Source organism: Nostoc parmelioides FACHB-3921 (assembly GCF_014696625.1).
GTDB classification, from domain to species: domain Bacteria; phylum Cyanobacteriota; class Cyanobacteriia; order Cyanobacteriales; family Nostocaceae; genus Trichormus; species Trichormus parmelioides.
Genome location: NZ_JACJQL010000008.1, coordinates 48,488 through 67,698 on the forward strand (window position 1 = coordinate 48,488; position 19,211 = coordinate 67,698).

Consider the following 19,211-nt stretch of genomic DNA (forward strand, 5'->3'; position numbering starts at 1 on the left):
CGTTATTTATTATTTATAGAATTTAAATATTTAGCGACAACATCATGTGTTTCTCCCGATACTTTTATTTTAGATTGATCTAACCATATGGATTTATGACAAAAGTTTTTTATAAATTTTAAATCATGCGAGACTACTAAAATAGTCACATTATCATCCCAAAATTTTTCAATTCGCTGTTCACATTTATTTTTAAATTTTTCATCCCCTACTGATAAGACCTCATCTAATATCAAAATATCTGGTTGTACATCTGTAGCAATGGAAAATCCTAGACGTGCGATCATTCCAGATGATAAACCCTTTACTGGAACTAAAGCATAGTCTTGTAATTCAGCAAATTCCAATATTGAATTGGCTCTTTTTTTCATTTCGGCCCTAGAAAACCCTAGTAACACCCCATATAACAGGATGTTATCCATCACAGATATTTCGACATCAAACCCAGCACCTAACTCAATTAAAGGTGCAACTTGTCCTCGGACTCTGGCTATTCCACTTGTTGGTTGCAGTATACCAGAAATGACCTTCAATAAAGTTGATTTGCCAGATCCATTTGCGCCAATAATGCCTATTTTTTCACCTTTTTCTACAACCAAATCGATTCCGTCTAAAACCAACTTCTTGGCTGGCTTGCGATATTTACCCTCTAAAACAGATAGCAACGTTTTCTTCAAATCATAAGAAAACTCTTCTTGGGTTCGCCGCCATAGCGACACTTTATCCAGACGAATTACTTCCATCTACAGCAGATCCATAAATTGATGTCGCCACAACTGAAAACAAACCCATCCCAGGGACAACATAATTATGCCACCAAGTAGACCGCCCCAAATTAGACTTAAATCTGGTAAATTTCCTGATATTGTGATTTGACGTAAACTTTCAATAATGGGAGATAGTGGATTTAAGACTAAAAATGGTTTGACTTGAGGTGGTACAATAGCGGCCGGGTAAAAGACTGGGCTGCTAACCCAGAGTACAAACACAACTAACTCGTAAAAGTAAGGTAAATCCCTAAAGAAGACATACAAGGCGCTGACTAAAAATCCCACCCCGGTAGAAACTAAAGCTAAAGCCAGACAGGGAAAGAATAGTGCTAGAACGTTTATTATACTTTTAGAATTAACGAATGTAATTATCACCAGTAAAGGGAAGGCTCCGACTGCGAACTGAAATATATTTGCCGCAACCATTGATACGGGAAACACACTAACAGGCAAGCGGATTTTATTCAACAATGCTCCGTTGCCTACTACACTGGACAAGGCTTGGGATGTGGAGGATGAAAAAAAATTGATGACCACCAAACCAGTAAATGCTGCCAATATATAGTTCAGGATGGAATTGCCATAATAAGAAGCGAATGTTGTGCCAAAAATGGCGCTGTACAGTCCCGTCATAATCAACGGGTTTAGTAACGACCAATATACGCCTAACAAGGAACCCCGGTAGCGTACTTTGAGATTCCTCATCACTAAAACACGCAGCAGTTCCCAGTAGCGCTGCACTTGCAGCCAGTTTGAATTATTTTTAATTACAAGAGCCATCTTCAAACACCACCACAGACCACAAGCGAGTTATTCGCGCATTTTATACTATCAGAGTGCATTTTTCTGCATGGAGTTAGTATTGGGATTTTATATTTTCTTATATAGGTAAGTTGTCTGGATTTATTCCTTGCGATCGCATATACTCTGCCAGTCTATCAGCCCGTTGACGTTCCTGTTCAGCCCGTTGACGTTCTTGTTGAGCTTGTTCTTTGAGTGTTGGCAACCAACCTGCTGCATTGTACCAGCGCAACCATAGTCCAGTGGTCTGTTGATAAGTACCATGCCAAAGACCCAAACCCAATTCTAATTCTTCTAACCAAAATCGCTTTTCTGGTAAAGGAATTGCCTGATAACGAGCGCCATTCAGTCGAAAACCTCGTAAGTTATTCTCGTAGCGGTCATAGACAACGTAGTAAGGAACGCGCAAAATCCGTTCATACACTTCCCATTTTGTTGGGGGTTTGTTCACTTCTCGTAGGGTTTGCCCTAAATCTTCTGGTTCTGTCCCTGGAGAAAGTAGTTCAACTACTAAAAAAGGAGCAACTCCTTCTTGCCAAATAACGTAACTTAAACGTAAGTTTTGCTGTTGAGTAGCACCAGGTACTCCCAAAACCATGTACCAATCTGGGCGCTTGTACCATAAAGTATGGCGGGGGTCGTAGTAAAGGTTTAAGTCGCTGGCCAGTAAAATTTCCTCCGGTGGATAATTGGGAAGCTGACAAGTCTCACTGAGTAAATCTGCCTGGATGCAATGAAATTCGTCTGGCAAGCCTGATTCCCCTACTAATTCACTGGGTAAATCATACATTGTCGGCATGGTTTCTTGTGGTGGGCGGGGCGGCTCAGTTTGATACATGACTTTTACCTCAGCGAATTTGCTTAACTCAAACTATCTGGGTCAACGCCTAGAGAACGTAAATATTCTGCCAACAGTTGCGATCGCTCCTGTTCTTGCTGCAATCTTATTTCAGCCTCAGATAACTGTTGTTGTGATTCAGATAACTGTTGTTGTGACTCAGATAACTGTTGTTGTGATTCAGATAACTGTTGTTGGGCTGCTATTGCTTGTTGTTGGGCTGATATCGCCTCTTGTTGTATCGCCATAGCAGCTTCTTCTGGCGTTGGTACTAAATTACCCTCGGCATTAAAATAGCGAAGTTTACCTTCTTGTATACCTAGATACAGACCAAGTACCTCACTCCAACGCCAGCCACGGCTATCAGGTAGGATTTCTTGATACCTATTACCTATCAATTCAAAACCAGCAAATTCTAGACTTTCTGGGGAAAACCAAAAATACTCAGGTGTATGAAATCGATTCTCATACAAGCTTTTCTTTAAATTTCGGTCAACATCAGCCGTACTGTCAGAAAGTAACTCAATAATTAAATCTGGATAACGACCATCTTCTTCCCAGACTACCCAAGAATTGCGGGGGCGCTTTTCAGTATCCTTCACCAAAAAAAAGTCCGGGCCTCGGAAATCTCGATTTCGCAACTGCTGACGGCTAAAGTATATTGTCAGATTGGCACCAATAAAATAGTCATTTGTATCACGCCATAGCCATTCTAGGCAAGTTACTAGCAGTAATAGCTGCATATAATGCAACGAAGTTTCCATTTCCGGCTCATCACTTAACAACCGAGTTGCATCGGGCATTTGTTGTTCTAGCTGTTGCGCTGTGACAAACATGGTTTTATACCTGATTGCGGATTATTCTAATTTTAAGCTTTGGCTCAATAGTCATTAGTCAATAGTCGTTAGTCAACAGTCAAAAGTTCTGTCCCTGGTTTCTTCTCCCCAAATCGTATAACCGATGAGTACCGGATTCAGCTAAACTGAAACTTGGTTTATTGCGTTTTATGTAGGCATGGAAATCGGACAAAAGGTTAAGGTGTTTCGTTTGCGCGATCGCGTTTCTGCTCCAATCGCCAAAAAGCTCGGAGAAGTCGGTATCATCGAGGGTTACAAGGTAACTGATGGTGCTGGTATCGGTGTAGTGGTGAAGTTTAACGACAATACTTCCACTTGGTTTTTTGAAGATGAAATCAAACCAGTGTCATAGAAGCAACTCTAGGTAGAAGCTAAGAGTATTTGCCTAGTGTTAAGTTGGAATTGAACAGACCTGCGGTAATTGGAAATCAAGATAATGGCCCTGATATTGACATTTTTGGGCAAAAGTGGCGTAGCGCGAACAAAAATAGCGATCGCCACAGCCAAGTCATTGGCAAGTCAAGGCAAGCGGGTACTTCTAGCAGGATTGGCAGAACCAGTATTGCCCCTCCTGTTAGAGCAAACCCTAACCCCTGACCCCCAGCAAATTGCCCCCAATCTAGAAGTTGTACAGTTTCAATCTTCTGTGTTGCTGGAACGCAATTGGGAAGAAGTGAAAAAACTTGAGGCGCAATATCTCCGCACGCCCATTATCAAAGAGGTGTACGGTCAAGAACTGGTAGTATTACCGGGGATGGACAGCGCCTTGGCTTTGAATGCGATTCGTGAATATGATGCCAGTGGTAAGTATGATGCGATCGTCTACGATGGCACAGGCGACGCTTTCACTTTACGGATGTTGGGGTTACCGGAATCTCTAAGCTGGTATGTACGGCGCTTTCGGCAATTGTTTGTCAACTCTGATTTAGGTAAAACTATCGCCGAATCACCCTTGATTCAACCGTTAATCAGCAGCTTTTTCAACGTCAATTGGACAGCAGATAACTTTGCTCAACCTACCAATCAAGTCAATAATTTCCTAGATAAGGGAAAAGAGGCACTGGCTGACCCCAAGCGAGTTGCTGCTTTTTTGGTCACTACAGCAGACCCTCTAGAAGTTGTCAGTGTACGTTATTTATGGGGTAGCGCTCAACAAATCGGGTTAACGATTGGTGGTGTGATCCAGTTATCCTCACAAACAGAGGGCGACTTATCGGCAGAATTTACACCCTTACCTGTAACTGTTGTTCCTGACGTTGCTAAAGGTGAGTGGCAACCTTTAATAGATGCCCTCCCCAATTTTGTTGAGCAAGCAGTAAAAGCTCCCCCTCCGATTACTATCGACACCCATAATCGTCAGGTACGCCTCTTTTTACCCGGATTTGATAAAAAACAGGTCAAACTCACCCAGTACGGCCCGGAAGTAACAGTAGAAGCCGGTGACCAACGAAGGAATATTTTCTTACCTCCCGCACTCAGTGGTAGACCTATCACTGGGGCAAAGTTCCAAAATAATTATTTGATCATTTCTTTTTAAGTTGTGGGGACTGGGTATTGGGGATTGGGGATTGGAGATGGGGAAAAATAAATTTTCCTAATCGCTAATCTTCAAGACCTAAAGCGTTTCTCTGTATACCCTAATTACGAATTACTATTATGTCTGAATCATCTCCCATTACTCCCGATTCCAATCCATCTGAGGCTTTAGCGAATCCCAGCCCAGATATGATCGCCTCTAGTGACCGCACTGCCAAAACCCGGCAGTTGTTGGGTATGAAAGGTGCAGCGCCAGGGGAAACTTCCATTTGGAAAATCCGCCTGCAATTAATGAAGCCGATTACTTGGATTCCTCTGATTTGGGGTGTGGTTTGTGGTGCGGCTTCCTCTGGTAACTATACCTGGTCATTGGAAAATGTTTTGAAGGCGGCAACTTGTATGTTGTTGTCCGGGCCGCTTTTGACGGGTTACACTCAAACCCTCAACGATTTTTACGATCGCGAAATTGATGCCATCAACGAACCTTATCGCCCCATCCCTTCCGGCGCAATTTCTGTACCCCAGGTAGTGACCCAAATTGTGGCGTTATTTCTCGCGGGGATTGCCGTTGCATTTACCCTGGATTTATGGGCGGGTCATGAGTTCCCCAATGTCACAGTATTGGCGTTGTTTGGTTCCTTTATCGCCTTTATCTACTCTGCGCCTCCCTTAAAGTTGAAGCAGAACGGCTGGTTGGGTAACTACGCTTTGGGTGCTAGTTACATCGCCTTACCTTGGTGGGCTGGTCATGCTTTATTTGGCGAACTCAACTGGAAAATAGCTGTTCTCACCTTGATTTATAGTTTGGCAGGATTGGGAATTGCCATTGTCAACGACTTTAAGAGTGTAGAAGGCGATCGCCAATTGGGATTACAATCGCTACCTGTAATGTTTGGTATCAACACGGCTGCCTGGATTTGCGTGGTCATGATTGACGTGTTCCAAGGATTAATTGCGGCTTATCTTGTGACCATTCATGAGAATTTGTACGCTGCCATCTTGGTACTGTTAATCATTCCGCAAATCACCTTCCAAGATATGTATTTCTTGCGTGACCCCTTAAAAAACGATGTGAAATACCAAGCCAGCGCCCAGCCATTCCTGGTATTAGGTATGCTTGTAGCTGGTTTAGCATTGGGTCATGCGGGAATTTAAACCAATTCGCAATAGCCTACGGCTTCTCTAAGTTCCCTGCGGGCAGCTAACGCTCGCTTCTTCTCTTCATTTTGAATTTTAAATTTTGAATTTTGAATTCAAAAAAAGTCAAGTACATGATCAATTTTTTGAACATTGACCAGCTGCCAGAAAATATCAAAATGGCGATGGCAATCACCTATGAGAGTTTAACGGCTGGACAGCCCCTTTTCCATCAAGGTGATTTAACCAGAGCCATTTTTGTAGTCATATCTGGACAGATCAGACTTATGCACTATACCGACACTGGTCAATCTATCAAGCACTATGAAGTCAAAGCTGGAGAAAGTTTTGCGGAAGCTGCTTTGTTCAACGAATTTTATGATTGTACGGCGATCGCTGATATTCCTTCCCGTGTTGCTACTTTTCCTAAACAGGCGTTTCTAGCAACTTTACGCCAGCATCCAGATTTATCAGAAGCACTCATAGTACAACTGGCGCGAAGATTTCACCAAGTAAAAATTTTACTAGAACTGCGGAGTATTCGTTCTGCCCGCGATCGCGTGCTTCGTTATTTGGAAATTGCCGCCCATCCACACGGAAACATTGTCAATTTGGATAAACCTCTGAAGGAAATAGCCGAAGATATGGGGTTGAGCCAGGAAGCATTGTCTCGCGTTTTGAGTCAACTGCAAAAAGACGGGGCAATTACCCGCAAAAAACGACAAATTGTATTAGTTCAAGAACTATATCGGACTTAATCGTAAAATTACGGATTATTAAAAATCATCTCAAACTTGATTTCAATCAAAGAAGTCTCTGTGCCGAAAGCATAGATTTAGCTACGGAAATCTGAAGCTATGCCAACACAGAACAAATCATGACTTTGAATCAACCTGAATATTTCACTAAATACGAAAACCTGCATTTCCATCGAGATGAGAATGGCATTCTAGAAGTGAGAATGCACACAAACGGTGGTTCACTTGTTTTCACAGGTAAAACTCATCGAGAGTTTCCCGACGCATTTTATGACATTAGCCGAGACAGAGATAACCGCGTTGTCATCCTCACAGGTACTGGTGATGCTTGGATGGCTGAAATCGATTTTGCTAGTTTAGGAGATGTCACCAATCCTCGTGAGTGGGATAAAACTTATTGGGAAGGTAAAAAGGTGCTGCAAAACCTCTTGGATATTGAAGTACCAGTCATCTCTGCTGTCAATGGTGCAGCATTACTTCATAGTGAATACATTCTGACGACCGACATTATTCTTGCATCTGAAAACGCCGTATTTCAAGATATGCCTCATTTAAATGCAGGTATAGTACCTGGTGACGGAGTACACATACTATGGCCGTTGGCACTTGGTCTTTATCGCGGGCGCTACTTCTTGCTTACTCAAGAAAAGCTGACGGCTCAACAAGCTTATGAACTTAATGTTGTCCATGAAGTATTACCGCAAAGCAAACTCATGGAACGGGCTTGGGAAATTGCCAGGACACTTGCCAAACAGCCCACATTAAACTTGCGATACACCCGTGTGGCCTTGACCCAAAGACTGAAGCGGTTGGTTAATGAAGGGATTGGCTATGGTCTAGCATTAGAAGGTATTACCGCCACCGATCTCCGCAATATAGCTGTTGACGGTTGACTGTTGACGGTTGACAGATTTGAAAGCCTTGTGTTGTCAGCGTTTGATCTTAGCTTGTTGTCCTAATCTATCTGGCTACGGCTATACTTGACATTTTTGATACTTGACCGGAAGAGGCAGGAGGAAAAGGAGGGACTTTTCCCCTTTTCCCCCCGCACCCTGCCCCCTTTCTTCTTGTTGACAGGTGAATTTAACAGGAATAATTCACCTGTCTAAAAACATCCAGAGGTATATGACGATGGAAGATTTTGTTACCCCTCCAGCTTTTGGGGAAAAAATCCGGGAACGCTGGACATTAGCCGGACGAAAAGCTTTGATTACCGGAGCTACAAAAGGAATTGGTTTAGCGATCGCCCAAGAGTTTTTGGCTTTAGGTGCAGAAATCGTCATTGTTGCTCGCAATGCTGAAGCGATTGAGCAGCAGATAAAGGCTTGGGATTCTGCGGGGAACGTTCACGGAGTTGCCGCCGACGTTTCCACTTCTGAAGGTCGTCAAATGATGCTTGAGTACGTTAGCAAGACCTTTGGAAGACTTGACATTTTGGTGAATAACGTTGGCACAAATATTCGCAAGAAAGCGACTGATTACACGGAAGAAGAATTTGCTGCGATATTTCAAATTAATCTAACTTCTATATTTGAGCTTTCCCGACTGTTTTATCCTTTACTCAAAACAAGTAAAAACGGCAGTATCGTTAACATCGGTTCTGTTGCTGGATTAATTTCCGTTCGGACTGGCGCACCCTATGGCATGACCAAAGCCGCACTTGTGCAGTTAACGCGATCGCTGGCGGTAGAATGGGCAGATGATGGTATTCGCGTTAATGCGATCGCACCCTGGTTTATCCAAACTCCTCTAACCGAGCCTCTACTCAACAATCCCGAAACTTTAAGCGCAGTTCTTTCACGTACACCAATGAAACGCGTGGGTCAACCCGAAGAAGTAGCGAGTCTTACAGCTTTTCTCTGTATGCCTGCCGCATCATATATTACAGGACAATGTATCGCTGTTGATGGAGGATTTCTGGCATTTGGTTTTTAAAATGAGCTAGCTGCCAGAACTTAAAATAGATTGAATAATACTTAGGACTTAGAACTCTACACTCCGTATTGCGATAACATAACTTCTAACTCGTCACTTTTATCAGGACTGGCCGTGTTGGAAGCAATTATATTTATCATTCTGGGGATTCAAAAGTTTTTAGTACCGATTTGTTTTGTCGGTGCATGGGGTTTGATGATTCTCATCGCTTGGAGTTTGTGGAGTGCTACGCGAGATAGTATCAACACAGCCAAACAAATGCACCAAATACCCTGTTCTGGCTGCCAATTTTTTACAGATGACTATCGTCTGAAATGCACTGTACACCCATCCCGTGCTAACACAGAAGAAGCCATCAACTGTATGGATTATCAAGCAAAGACTAATCCTTACTTATACTAGTGTAGGCAGGGGAAACAACTAATTACCAATCTCTAATAATACCTTTAACACGCCTCGGCGTTGGGCTTCCTCAAAAGCCAAAAGCCCTTGGCTGAGTGGGTAGTGAGCATGAATCAGAGGTTCTACGTCAACTTTTCCTGTAGCTAATAGTTCCAGTGCAGGGGGAAAAGAGCCACAACGAGAACCGATGAGAGTAATTTCGTCTACAACTAAAGAAGAAGCATCAAGGCTGAGATTACCAGCATAGGTACTTTTCAGAACTAGAGTACCACGGGGACGCAAAGCCCGACGAGCGATCGCAAATCCTTCTGGATTACCAGTACACTCAACTACAATATCAAAAGCCCTATCTTGGACAGCATCAACTAAACCCGTTTGAATGCCCCTTAGCTTTAAATGAGCGAGTTTTTCTTCGTGACGACCAACAACCAATAATTCACAACCAGTTAAAGCTAGTGTTTGGGCTACTAATTGTCCCAATTTGCCATCTCCGACTACTAGCACACGGTCATCTTTACTCAATATTACCTGTTGTTGAATTTCTAGTGCTGCTGCCAAGGGTTCGGTAAAAGTTGCAGCCTCTGTTGACACATTTTCGGGTACAGGATGGAGATTTTTGACTGGTAAACAGAGGTACTCAGCAAAAGCCCCATGACGATTCACAATACCCAAAACAGTCCGATTTTCGCAATGGGTTGGTTGTCCTCGCCGACAAAAACGACAATAACCGCAGACAGCGTTAATTTCCCCAACAACTCTTTGATTAATTAGATGTTCTGGCCCTTGTTCCACAACTCCCACAAATTCGTGTCCGAGAATTCCTGTGTAGGGATAATAGCCCCGCAGCAACTCCAAGTCTGTATTACAAATTCCTGCGCGTAAAACACGAACTAGCGCGTCTTCTGGTGGTGGTTCCGGAATGGGAATATTTGTAAGCAGTTGTAACTGGTTATTTTCTAGCCAGATTCCTTTCATCTTTCTATCTCAGTAGTGTTGGGGAACTTCTGCTCAATCTTGCTTAACCAAATTACTAAGTCATCAGAGTGAACAGCAATCTCAGTTCCTAAAGTTTTGATATATAGCAATCCGTCGCTGATAGTTAAATCCCTAACAGGATACCAAGAATTGCGGGTACGGATCAGCAAATCTAAGGGAATTCCTAGTTGCAGGGTATTTTTGCGATATTTCCACCAAGAACGCCACAGATGCACTGATTTCATACAGTGCATCTGGTAACCTTTGGGAATTTGGCAATATTGATATCTATAACAATTACGACTATCTATTTCTCCTGTAAGCATATAGTTATGTTCAGCCAACACCTCGTTCATCAGTTCCCAATGTGATGAAGTTGCTTTAACCGAGAATTCTAGGGGTGTATGAGTGAGTGGGGCGGTAGCAATCACCCCCTCGGTTTTAGCTATAATTTGGTTGATTTTATAAGCTGTTTGAGCTTGTAAAGTGCTGTTAGCTAACAAAATTTCTTGCTTTTGGATAGATTGAGTGGCAAACTGCCGTAATAACTCTAAATTAGATAACATTGCTTATTTATACTGAATGCACCATGTTTTATGTAAGATGTAACCAATTGTAAGTGAGCAATTATCAAAAAACCATCAGTTCTTACAAAATTGGCAAAACTTTCACTATACTTCAATCTCTTCTTAATCTATATTTATAGGTTGCTGTGCATATACTCGCGCAACAGTTTAATCTAAGCTAGGCATTTTTAATTTAATAGCAAACCTTGATTAATAATAAACATAATTCTCATAATCGCTGTTATTTATAAGTACCTCTACTTCTACCTTGAAAAGTTGAGCCACTTACTTGCTGGGGTTCCCTTCATTGTGCAAAGCAGCGTTCCTACGGAGGGAAACCCTCCTCCAGAACTTTTCGCTGCACTAACTTCCGCGTTAAAAAGCTAAAAACATATTGATCTAAGCTTGAGATTCTAGCTCATTTTTACTCAACCAAATTACTAGGTCATTAGAATGAACTGTCATCTCACTGACTAAGGTTTTAATATAAATGAGACCATCACTAATAAATAAATCTTTGATGCCGTACCAAGAATCTCTTGTGCGAATTAAAATATCCAAAGGGATTCCGGAATTGAAGGCTGTTTTCCGATATTTCCACCAATTTTGCCACAAATTAACAGATGTTGTGCATCGCAGTTGGTAGCCTTGGGGTACAGAACATTGTTGATATTTATAAAAGCCTAGTCTATCAACTTCCCCTGTAAATATATAGCTGTAATCAGCTAATGTCTCGTTCATAACATCCCAATAAGATGAAGGCGAAGCTATGAGAAAATCGGATGGGTTAGTATTCAGTTGTGTGGTGGCAATTATTCCTTCTTTCTTAGCAATTAATTGGTTACTTTTGTAAACCATTTGGGCTTGCAAAGCAGAATTAGCTAAAAGAACTTCTTTCTTGGCGATGGATTGAGTAATAAATTCGCGGATTAAAGCTAAGTTAGATAACATAACTCTTCATTCAAATACTTAGAAAAAACTTGTATCAAGGACTTTAAGAACGACCACTGTCAATGATTGATATTTCTCTGACTGTGCCTAATTTGTTTAAAGTTTAAGTATCTGCATCGTGTATCAACATCATGAGTGAGTTGTGATACTAGTCAAATACAATCACCTTGATAAATACATATACGTCGAAAAAATCTCATATCCAGAAAAATTACCCAGGTCGCCTGTAAAAATTTTTGTGATTACAGGTGACCTGGGTCGATAAAGAAGTATGTGGCGAGTTAAATTTTTACATCCTGTATTAATGCTGTAAAAAAGGATACCATCTCCGAGCGACTGACAACGAGAGTGGGGAAAGAGCGATCGCTATAATCTTCCCCGTTTGACAAGGGAAATGGTTCTGAACCAAGGGAAACCCAGCTACCACCAGCAGCTTGGACAATTACCCAAGCACCTGCTATGTCCCAAACTTTTGGTGTTGCTTCTATTCCTCCTAATGTTGCACCAGCCGCAACCGTCAAGAAATTGTAACTAGCTACACCCAGCATCCGAATTTTGCAGGGAAATCCGTTCTGGACAACAGCTAAACTGCGGGAACAAAGGTTAAAAAAGTGATTGCTACTGGGAGCGTCACTACTGGTATGAATTGGGTGATGATTGAGAAATGCTCCAGAGGGTGTGCTTAAACCAGATTTACCAGGCCAGAAACCATGAAAGGCTTGATTGAGGGGTGGTACATAAACATAACCGAAAATGGGTGTTCCTCGGTAAAGCAAAGCCAGAGAAATCGACCAGATGGGAATACCCCGTGTAAAATTTGTTGTCCCATCTAAAGGATCGATGACCCAGCACCACTCTGTCCCAGGAAATGTGCGATCGCTTTCTTCGGTTAAAATTCCATAACCAGAAAAGGTAGAGGCGATCGCATCCCGAATTTCTTGATCTGCCCATTTATCGGCTTGGGTTACCAAGCTACCATCGGCTTTTTGTAAAGCCTGCACTTGCCCAAAGTCCTGCATTAATCGCGCGCCCACTCTGGTGGTGGTAGTTTGGGCAAAATCGAGAATTGTCGTCCAAAAATCATTCATTAATAAGTTCTCACGTTCTAATCTAAATCACTTTCTAAAACAGAAGCGATCGCTTGCTTGGTAGTAGTTTGAAATTCTGTCACATTCACACGGTTGAGAAACCAAATCGACAGCACCATCCCCACCGCTTCCAAAACAAATACTGATGCGTAGGCTAGTTCTAAGGTTGGTAACAGTCTTTTACTCACGTCCAGGACTGCACCACCAATGACTACTGCTAATCCCCTAGCTAAGGATTGCGCCAAACCCCAAGCCCCAATGAATGTACCGGCGGTTTCTGCAACTGTTAAATCCAGCATCAAGCTAATTGCAGCTGTAGTTAAGAAACCAGTAGCTAAACCAAAAATGACCAAACCAAACTTCAAAAAGGCGGGATTAGCTGAGAATCCTGATGCACCCAACATTAAAGCGGCAAATGCGACCAAAACACAACCCAGTCGAGCAGTCCGCCGCTTACCTAAACGGGGTACAACAAAAAAACCAGTTACACCATAAGCGATTAAAATACCTATGCCATAAAATACATTCAGTCTGGTACTTTCTGCCAAGGGCATCTTAAACACCTGACCCGCATAAGGTTCGACAATTGGGTCTTGCATAAATAAACTGATGCTCATCACCACCAAAAAAGTGAAGAACAAAGCAGTTTGGGGACTAGCTGTCAAAATTTTCCAGGCTGTAGCCAGAGTAATACTATCTTCTCGATTCACCAAAGTGGAACGGCTCTTATAAAGAGAATACTTTTTCTCTACGCCCACTGTTGCCACAATCGATAACCCAAACACAATCGCTGGGACTATCATAAATAGTCGGTTGACTGCGGCTTGCAAAGTTACTGCATTTGCGTCTGGGGTTAATTGTTTGAGCAAACTAGAACTGATAATTGCCCCAACAATAATTCCCACCATCAACATTGACCAAACAATACCCACCACTTGAGAACGGTTATCTTCTTCCGAGATATCCACCAACAAAGCAGCAAAAGACGTACCACTAGCACAAATCGCTAGACCATATACCGCAAAAACTAAAGCCAGAAGTGATGTCCAGCCAACAGTTTGAGTAGTCCACACCCAACCACTAGAGCTATTGGCGACACTATTTAACTGCCAAATTACTTGGACAGCCAAAAAAGATGCGATCGCAAATATTGCCGCCCCCACCCAAACATAAGCTGTGCGATGATAACCCCACAAAGGTTTGGCATCAGAAATCTGACCAAACCAGATGCGAGAAGGAGAGACAAAGGCAGGTAATGCTAAAACCAACGCCACCAACGTCGCCGGAATTGCTATCTCTTGAATCATGACTCTGTTCAGTACACCCAGAGTCAAAATTGACATCATACTCAGACCCATTTGAAAGAGTCCGAGTCGAAACACGGTCAGTAAGTCAACTCTCTTGACTGACTCAGGCTTGATTGATTGACCTGATTCGGGATCTGGTAAAAAATTGCTAGTCGCCATTATAACTTGGATGAGAAACAGTACAGGATTTATACCAATTCAAAATTCAAAATTAAGAAACCTATATTTTGCAAAGGTTTCTGGGTTCGGATTTGTATCAGAATTTTAGTGAAATGGTATTAGCCTTTCTTTAACTTAAGATAAACCCTGATAACAATTCAGGAACCACTGACTATTAACTGTTGATCAAATCTTCTGCTAACAACTGTTCTGCGGCTTCTAGCATGGAGGCTGATATCTCTTTGAGGTCTTCACGATTTTGTAAGTAAGTTTTTAATGCTTCCATTGGGTCGATGCTGCTACTTGCACTTAATTCAGGAATCCGGGGTCTAGCCAACTGACTTAATAATTCTGCTTGAATGGTGTAGGTGTGAGCGGAACTTAACGCAGAATGTAGGGAGGCGTTATCAATCACATCCATCTGTTCGGAACGGAGTTTGTAAATTAGCCGGACTACAGCATCTTGAATATCATGTTTAGCGATCGCCTTTACAATAGCAGCTTGTGGATCATCTGCTTTTGATACATCCACTTCTATGGTGCGAAAAGTCCGGACGGGTAAGGGACAAAACTCCCACTCCACATTACCCCGTTCCAGTTCAATCATTACATAACCCTTATCCTCTTTCTCCTCGCTAAAATCTACCCGTTCAATACTCCCCGGATAAATCACTGGCGGGTTATTAGATTTATTCAAATTTTGATGACGGTGGACGTGTCCCAAGGCAACATAATCAAAGCAAGGACGAGTCAGCAAAGATAAAGGTAAAGTAAAACCTTTACCCACAGCTAAATAGCGTTCAGCCCCCAACGTCGCGTTATCAGCCATCAGATGAGCTAAAAGCACAGTTGGTACATCAGGGTCAAGACGACGAATTTCCCCTTCCATCACCACTTGCAGACGTTCTGTTAATAGTTGATTGACTTCAGCCAACCCCAAACCTTCTGTTTCTTGGCGTGTCATCAGTGTGGAACGAGTTAGCCAAGGTAAAGTAATCACCTGCACTTTGCCGTTACGAGTTTGGATATGATGAGTCATTAACCTATCACCAACCACAAACCCCGGCACTCCCAAAGTGCGGTAAATATTTAAACTAGCGCCTCCTTGTCCTTGGGAATGTTGGTCATGGTTCCCCACCAACAACACCGTCGGAATTTCAGCATCCACAAGACGACGAAATTGACTAGCAAAAGCTTCTTGCACATAGGGCGGCGGCGTAGCATCAGGAAACGCATCACCACCAAATATGACTAAATCTACAGCATCTCCCAACGCCCGATCAATACATACAGATAAAGTATTGACAAAATCCTCCAATCGCGTGTTTAGTCCCGTGGCGCTGTTAATGCGTCCGTGAGAAAAACCGCTTCCCATGTGGATATCGGAGAGATGGAGGATTTTAATCATGATTAGTCAATAGTCAATAGTCAATAGTCAATATTAATGGTTGTTTTCAGCGTTGAACCATTGACTGTTAAATAGTTAACATCTTTGTGTTGAACTATGGACTGTGGACTACTGACCACTGACTAAATGTGAATCCCACATTCAGTTTTATTGCTTCCTCTCCAGCGTCCGGCGCGTTCATCTTCGCCTTCGCCTACTTTGGTGGTGATGGGTTCATCACCAATGCTGGGATAACCTTGGTCATGGAGTGGGTTGTAAATCACACCATGTTCGGCTACGTAAGCCCAACTATCTTGACGTGTCCAAGTAGCTAGGGGATTTATTTTCAAACGACCTTTGCCATCTAATTCAAATACAGGCATATTAGCGCGGGTAACGGCTTGATCACGGCGACGGCCAGTAATCCAAGCGACGGTGTTGAGTTCGTCTAAACCCCGTTGTAGAGGTTCAATTTTAGTAACTTGGTGAAATTGTGTAATATCTTTATCCCAAAGCGCCTCACCATATTTAGCAGTAAAGGCTTCGCGGGTGTCTACATCTGGAGTTTTGTAGGTTTGTAAATCTAGGTTATATATTTCTTTCGCTTTTGCAACGAGTTCTAAAGTTTGTTGAAAGTGGAACAGAGTATCGAGAAAGATTACAGGTACTGGTTGTTTGAGTTCACTATAAAGGATATGGGTAATTACTAAGTCATCCACATTAAAGGCGCTAGTTTGTACCAACCCTGTGGGGATATGCTCTATAGACCATGCCAGAATTTCTTTAGGAGTGGCAGTTTCAAACTGTTGATTTAATTCATCTAAATTAAATTCGTTTGTTTGGGTTTTAAATGCCGTAGAAGCTGTCATGAGAGTTTCCGTTAAATGTTGTTACCTTGATTAAAATTAATTTTAGACTAAAAAGGCACACAACTCTCTCGGATATGAGGGAATATAGGTAATTATATTGTACGGAAATTACTACTTTAAAAGATATACGTTCTCAGGAGAGTGTACTGCTGCACATTTATATATTCAAACTTTATTAATAAAAAATTAATAATATTATTTACTAATCATTTAGGTTCCCTAACTAAAATTATTGTCTCATGGACTGTTAAGTAATTACTCTCACATTTACTAAGAAGGGTTACGCTATTTTAAGTTTTAACTTGCTTTTATAGTTATTTATACGGAAACTGATATCTTTAGGTACAACAGCTATATTAAGGGATTCTACAAAAATGAAGAATACCAAATTACCAACTCCATTACGTGAGTATGTAATGATGGGTGGTTTGATCGCTCTAACCAGTGCTAGTATCATCACTATCATGAGCGTGTTTTAAAGGTTTTCAGATTAAAACATTAACAATTTAGGCAAATAAAATTTACAAAACTCCGCTCAGTTTATGAGTGGAGTTTTTAAGTTTTGTGTTTAATTCCTCGGAGAAAGCAACGTGACTAGGACTGAAGGCAAAATCTTATTAAAACCAGACACATTGTGGGAACAGGTAAAAAAACAAACGGAATACGCTTTAAATTGTGGTGTGTTGCTATCGATACCCACAGAATTTGAATTTGTTGAGCAGGATGGGGTTAATTTTTTGGTACGAATTTTATCTAACCTTGACCGTAAAAATGCAGACAAGAAAAAACGAGAGAAGAAATCTGCTGGTAAAGAGTTTAACCCCTTTCTTCCTTACGAACAGGATTTATTTGTAGCGGATATTTCCGACACTCATGTATGTATATTTAATAAATTTAATGTTGTTGACTATCACTTATTGATTATCACCCGTGATTTTGAAGAGCAGGAAAAGTTGCTAACGTTAGCGGACTTTACTGCAATGTGGGCTTGTTTAGCAGGAATTGATGGTTTAGCATTCTACAACGGAGGGAAACTTGCAGGTGCTAGCCAGCGACATAAACACTTGCAACTAGTACCGTTACCATTTACAGCATCAGCACCGCAGATACCCATTGCGCCACTATTCGCATCGGCAAAATTTGAGGAATATATTGCAACTATACCAGGGCTTCCATTCGTCCATGCTTTCGCTAGTTTACAGCCTGCTTGGGTAGATTCTCCGTTGATAGGGGCTGACGCAACTTTAGAAATCTACCATAAATTACTGCGTGCTGTGGGTTTAGGGGCGGTTGATGATGATAGACAATCGGGTGCTTATAATTTACTAGCAACTAGAGAATGGATGTTAATCGTACCGCGATCGCAAGAACATTTCCAATCCATTTCCGTAAATTCCTTGGGGTTTGCGGGTGCTTTGTTAGTGAAAAACGCGTCGGAAATGCAAATCCTCAAGCAACACGGCCCAATGAACATTCTCAAGGAAGTAGCGATCGCTTACTGAGGGACACAGCCCATCGCCATCAATAGTTATTAGTTAATTATGCTCCAAGTCTTCCTAATTTCTATTACTTCCCTCCAGCAGTTTAATTCTGTCTCCACTTGAGCCATATAATTCTACAAATCTTTTAAACAGCAGCATATTTGCTTGTTTAGAAAATCTGCTTAATTTAAATAAACGTTCTATATTGACTTCAGCTAAATTACGTAGATAAGGTAAGTCTTCAAAGAGAGTTAAACAAGATGCAAAATGTAATAATATTTGTAACAATGGTTTTGGCCAATCTAGGTCACTATAGATTTCTATAAATAACTGGTGTTCTCGCTCAGTGAGAGGGAAAGCATAAAATATCACCGTTATTCTTTTGCCATCGTAAACTGGAATACTCAGTTCAATTGTATAAGGAGTATGTAAAATTAAATCTACTTCTACTATCGGTTGCCTCCAAATTCTCAAAGCATTGATAGGCGAATCTAAGAGTGTATTGAATTTGATGATTCCCCCAAAATTGGTTTGTTGAAAGTCGCTAACACTCAATATTCTTAAATTATTTAAACTAAATTTGTGAATAGTCTCTAAATGTTTAAGATTTAATAAATGATAAATTTGGCAAAGATAAGGAAAGGGGAGAATATACTCCTGGCTAATCATGTGTCGTTTTTTCAATGCAAATCGACTTGCTGGATTTTGACATAATAAGCCTATCTCTTCATCAGAGCCATTTTCTGGCTTTAAATACAACCAACTTATGAAGAAAAATGATGTTGTCAAGAGCTGAAAAACTTCTCTTGTGGAAATATAACCATCGGCAAAGGCAGACATACTTCTATCTGTGAGTCCAAATAGCCAAGATGGAATCCCTAGTAGCCAAACTCCTGTTTTCAGTTTATTTATAAATTGATAAAATTCTAATTCAATAGAATTACTAGTCTCTTGTTTATCTTCTATATGATGGGTTTCTTTAGATAAATTATCAACCATACTGATTAAAATTAAACATTAGCTACTATCTTCATGTTAATGAGACTTAACAAAGTGGAACTCTATCCCTAGCCGGAGTATAGATGTCTCAATACTCTGATTTTTAGACAAAATAGTCTTAATAGAATAGAACTAGAGAGAGAGGAGCTATTAAAGATAATTTTTCAGATAGTTGCAAGAAGATTAACCAAGTTCATGAGGTCGTTTTACAATCAAGAGTTGAAAGCATTGGCTCTCAAAAAATATCATCCCTGATTTCTAAGAGTTAAATAGCAATGAATATATTGTAAGCAATCTCTGACAATTGCTGAGGAATCTTTACGGAAATCCGATTTGATTATTGACAAAATCTCAGCATCAGTAAGCGAGAAATCGCTTACAGGATGATTATTTTT

The 19,211-nt window shown here is 41.3% G+C and carries 20 protein-coding genes; 8 read left to right on the forward strand and 12 right to left on the reverse strand.

Going from position 1 to position 19,211, the window contains the following annotated elements:
- Positions 1 to 2: 2 nt before the first annotated feature.
- From H6G14_RS07900 to H6G14_RS07915, 4 genes are all read right to left on the reverse strand, one after another.
- The gene (locus tag H6G14_RS07900; protein WP_190566584.1) at positions 3 to 743 is read right to left on the reverse strand and encodes an ABC transporter ATP-binding protein; all 741 of its coding nucleotides are present in this window, start codon (positions 741 to 743) and stop codon (positions 3 to 5) included.
- Complete coding sequence (locus tag H6G14_RS07905; RefSeq protein WP_190566586.1) at positions 744 to 1,550, reverse strand: ABC transporter permease; 807 nt, start codon at positions 1,548 to 1,550, stop codon at positions 744 to 746.
- A gap of 100 nt (positions 1,551 to 1,650) precedes the next feature.
- The gene (locus tag H6G14_RS07910) at positions 1,651 to 2,409 is read right to left on the reverse strand and encodes a Uma2 family endonuclease (protein WP_190566588.1); all 759 of its coding nucleotides are present in this window, start codon (positions 2,407 to 2,409) and stop codon (positions 1,651 to 1,653) included.
- A gap of 23 nt (positions 2,410 to 2,432) precedes the next feature.
- Positions 2,433 to 3,245 (reverse strand): Uma2 family endonuclease, encoded by an 813-nt coding sequence (locus tag H6G14_RS07915; RefSeq protein WP_190566590.1) that lies wholly within the window; start codon positions 3,243 to 3,245, stop codon positions 2,433 to 2,435.
- A gap of 178 nt (positions 3,246 to 3,423) precedes the next feature.
- On the opposite strand from H6G14_RS07915, the gene petP reads away from it, so the two are divergent.
- From petP to H6G14_RS07950, 7 genes are all read left to right on the forward strand, one after another.
- The gene (petP, locus tag H6G14_RS07920) at positions 3,424 to 3,618 is read left to right on the forward strand and encodes a cytochrome b6f subunit PetP (RefSeq protein WP_010998615.1); all 195 of its coding nucleotides are present in this window, start codon (positions 3,424 to 3,426) and stop codon (positions 3,616 to 3,618) included.
- Between the two features lie 84 nt (positions 3,619 to 3,702).
- A complete protein-coding gene (locus H6G14_RS07925; RefSeq protein WP_190566592.1) occupies positions 3,703 to 4,803 on the forward strand; it encodes a Get3/ArsA fold putative tail anchor-mediating ATPase NosAFP in 1,101 nt (366 codons plus the stop codon).
- Positions 4,804 to 4,922: 119 nt separating this feature from the next.
- Complete coding sequence (gene chlG, locus H6G14_RS07930; RefSeq protein ID WP_190566594.1) at positions 4,923 to 5,957, forward strand: chlorophyll synthase ChlG; 1,035 nt, start codon at positions 4,923 to 4,925, stop codon at positions 5,955 to 5,957.
- 128 nt (positions 5,958 to 6,085) lie between these two features.
- Entirely contained in the window at positions 6,086 to 6,697 is a 612-nt protein-coding gene (locus H6G14_RS07935) for a Crp/Fnr family transcriptional regulator (RefSeq protein WP_242053376.1), read from the forward strand.
- 119 nt (positions 6,698 to 6,816) lie between these two features.
- Complete coding sequence (locus H6G14_RS07940) at positions 6,817 to 7,590, forward strand: enoyl-CoA hydratase/isomerase family protein (protein WP_190566598.1); 774 nt, start codon at positions 6,817 to 6,819, stop codon at positions 7,588 to 7,590.
- Positions 7,591 to 7,828: 238 nt separating this feature from the next.
- Positions 7,829 to 8,632, forward strand: a complete 804-nt coding sequence (locus H6G14_RS07945) for an SDR family oxidoreductase (protein WP_190566600.1) — start codon at positions 7,829 to 7,831, stop codon at positions 8,630 to 8,632.
- Positions 8,633 to 8,746: 114 nt separating this feature from the next.
- Complete coding sequence (locus H6G14_RS07950; RefSeq protein WP_190566602.1) at positions 8,747 to 9,034, forward strand: hypothetical protein; 288 nt, start codon at positions 8,747 to 8,749, stop codon at positions 9,032 to 9,034.
- Between the two features lie 18 nt (positions 9,035 to 9,052).
- Here H6G14_RS07950 and H6G14_RS07955 read toward each other — a convergent pair whose 3' ends face one another.
- From H6G14_RS07955 to cysH, 7 genes are all read right to left on the reverse strand, one after another.
- Positions 9,053 to 10,009: an MDR/zinc-dependent alcohol dehydrogenase-like family protein gene (locus H6G14_RS07955; protein WP_190566604.1), complete on the reverse strand. Its 957-nt coding sequence runs from the start codon at positions 10,007 to 10,009 to the stop codon at positions 9,053 to 9,055.
- Positions 10,006 to 10,575: a hypothetical protein gene (locus H6G14_RS07960; RefSeq protein ID WP_190566605.1), complete on the reverse strand. Its 570-nt coding sequence runs from the start codon at positions 10,573 to 10,575 to the stop codon at positions 10,006 to 10,008. The genes H6G14_RS07955 and H6G14_RS07960 overlap by 4 nt, the downstream gene beginning before the upstream one ends.
- Positions 10,576 to 10,974: 399 nt before the next feature.
- Complete coding sequence (locus H6G14_RS07965) at positions 10,975 to 11,526, reverse strand: hypothetical protein (protein ID WP_190566607.1); 552 nt, start codon at positions 11,524 to 11,526, stop codon at positions 10,975 to 10,977.
- A gap of 281 nt (positions 11,527 to 11,807) precedes the next feature.
- Positions 11,808 to 12,614: an inositol monophosphatase family protein gene (locus tag H6G14_RS07970; RefSeq protein WP_190566609.1), complete on the reverse strand. Its 807-nt coding sequence runs from the start codon at positions 12,612 to 12,614 to the stop codon at positions 11,808 to 11,810.
- Positions 12,615 to 12,631: 17 nt separating this feature from the next.
- Positions 12,632 to 14,080, reverse strand: coding sequence for a BCD family MFS transporter (locus tag H6G14_RS07975; protein WP_190566611.1), 1,449 nt, complete (start codon positions 14,078 to 14,080; stop codon positions 12,632 to 12,634).
- A gap of 175 nt (positions 14,081 to 14,255) precedes the next feature.
- Positions 14,256 to 15,488: an exonuclease subunit SbcD gene (sbcD, locus tag H6G14_RS07980; protein ID WP_190566613.1), complete on the reverse strand. Its 1,233-nt coding sequence runs from the start codon at positions 15,486 to 15,488 to the stop codon at positions 14,256 to 14,258.
- 122 nt (positions 15,489 to 15,610) lie between these two features.
- Entirely contained in the window at positions 15,611 to 16,336 is a 726-nt protein-coding gene (gene cysH, locus H6G14_RS07985; RefSeq protein ID WP_190566615.1) for a phosphoadenosine phosphosulfate reductase, read from the reverse strand.
- Between the two features lie 590 nt (positions 16,337 to 16,926).
- On the opposite strand from cysH, the gene H6G14_RS07990 reads away from it, so the two are divergent.
- Positions 16,927 to 17,838 (forward strand): ATP adenylyltransferase family protein, encoded by a 912-nt coding sequence (locus H6G14_RS07990; protein WP_190566617.1) that lies wholly within the window; start codon positions 16,927 to 16,929, stop codon positions 17,836 to 17,838.
- A gap of 54 nt (positions 17,839 to 17,892) precedes the next feature.
- Here H6G14_RS07990 and H6G14_RS07995 read toward each other — a convergent pair whose 3' ends face one another.
- Entirely contained in the window at positions 17,893 to 18,816 is a 924-nt protein-coding gene (locus tag H6G14_RS07995) for a hypothetical protein (protein WP_190566619.1), read from the reverse strand.
- Positions 18,817 to 19,211 lie beyond the last annotated feature (395 nt).

Coding starts and splice junctions, on each gene's coding strand:
- H6G14_RS07900 (WP_190566584.1), bottom strand. CDS start 743: ATGGAAGTAATTCGTCTGGATAAAGTGTCGCTATGGCGGCGAACCCAA.
- H6G14_RS07905 (WP_190566586.1), bottom strand. CDS start 1,550: ATGGCTCTTGTAATTAAAAATAATTCAAACTGGCTGCAAGTGCAGCGC.
- H6G14_RS07910 (WP_190566588.1), bottom strand. CDS start 2,409: ATGTATCAAACTGAGCCGCCCCGCCCACCACAAGAAACCATGCCGACA.
- H6G14_RS07915 (WP_190566590.1), bottom strand. CDS start 3,245: ATGTTTGTCACAGCGCAACAGCTAGAACAACAAATGCCCGATGCAACT.
- petP (WP_010998615.1), top strand. CDS start 3,424: ATGGAAATCGGACAAAAGGTTAAGGTGTTTCGTTTGCGCGATCGCGTT.
- H6G14_RS07925 (WP_190566592.1), top strand. CDS start 3,703: ATGGCCCTGATATTGACATTTTTGGGCAAAAGTGGCGTAGCGCGAACA.
- chlG (WP_190566594.1), top strand. CDS start 4,923: ATGTCTGAATCATCTCCCATTACTCCCGATTCCAATCCATCTGAGGCT.
- H6G14_RS07940 (WP_190566598.1), top strand. CDS start 6,817: ATGACTTTGAATCAACCTGAATATTTCACTAAATACGAAAACCTGCAT.
- H6G14_RS07945 (WP_190566600.1), top strand. CDS start 7,829: ATGGAAGATTTTGTTACCCCTCCAGCTTTTGGGGAAAAAATCCGGGAA.
- H6G14_RS07955 (WP_190566604.1), bottom strand. CDS start 10,009: ATGAAAGGAATCTGGCTAGAAAATAACCAGTTACAACTGCTTACAAAT.
- H6G14_RS07960 (WP_190566605.1), bottom strand. CDS start 10,575: ATGTTATCTAATTTAGAGTTATTACGGCAGTTTGCCACTCAATCTATC.
- H6G14_RS07965 (WP_190566607.1), bottom strand. CDS start 11,526: ATGTTATCTAACTTAGCTTTAATCCGCGAATTTATTACTCAATCCATC.
- H6G14_RS07970 (WP_190566609.1), bottom strand. CDS start 12,614: ATGAATGATTTTTGGACGACAATTCTCGATTTTGCCCAAACTACCACC.
- H6G14_RS07975 (WP_190566611.1), bottom strand. CDS start 14,080: ATGGCGACTAGCAATTTTTTACCAGATCCCGAATCAGGTCAATCAATC.
- sbcD (WP_190566613.1), bottom strand. CDS start 15,488: ATGATTAAAATCCTCCATCTCTCCGATATCCACATGGGAAGCGGTTTT.
- cysH (WP_190566615.1), bottom strand. CDS start 16,336: ATGACAGCTTCTACGGCATTTAAAACCCAAACAAACGAATTTAATTTA.
- H6G14_RS07995 (WP_190566619.1), bottom strand. CDS start 18,816: ATGGTTGATAATTTATCTAAAGAAACCCATCATATAGAAGATAAACAA.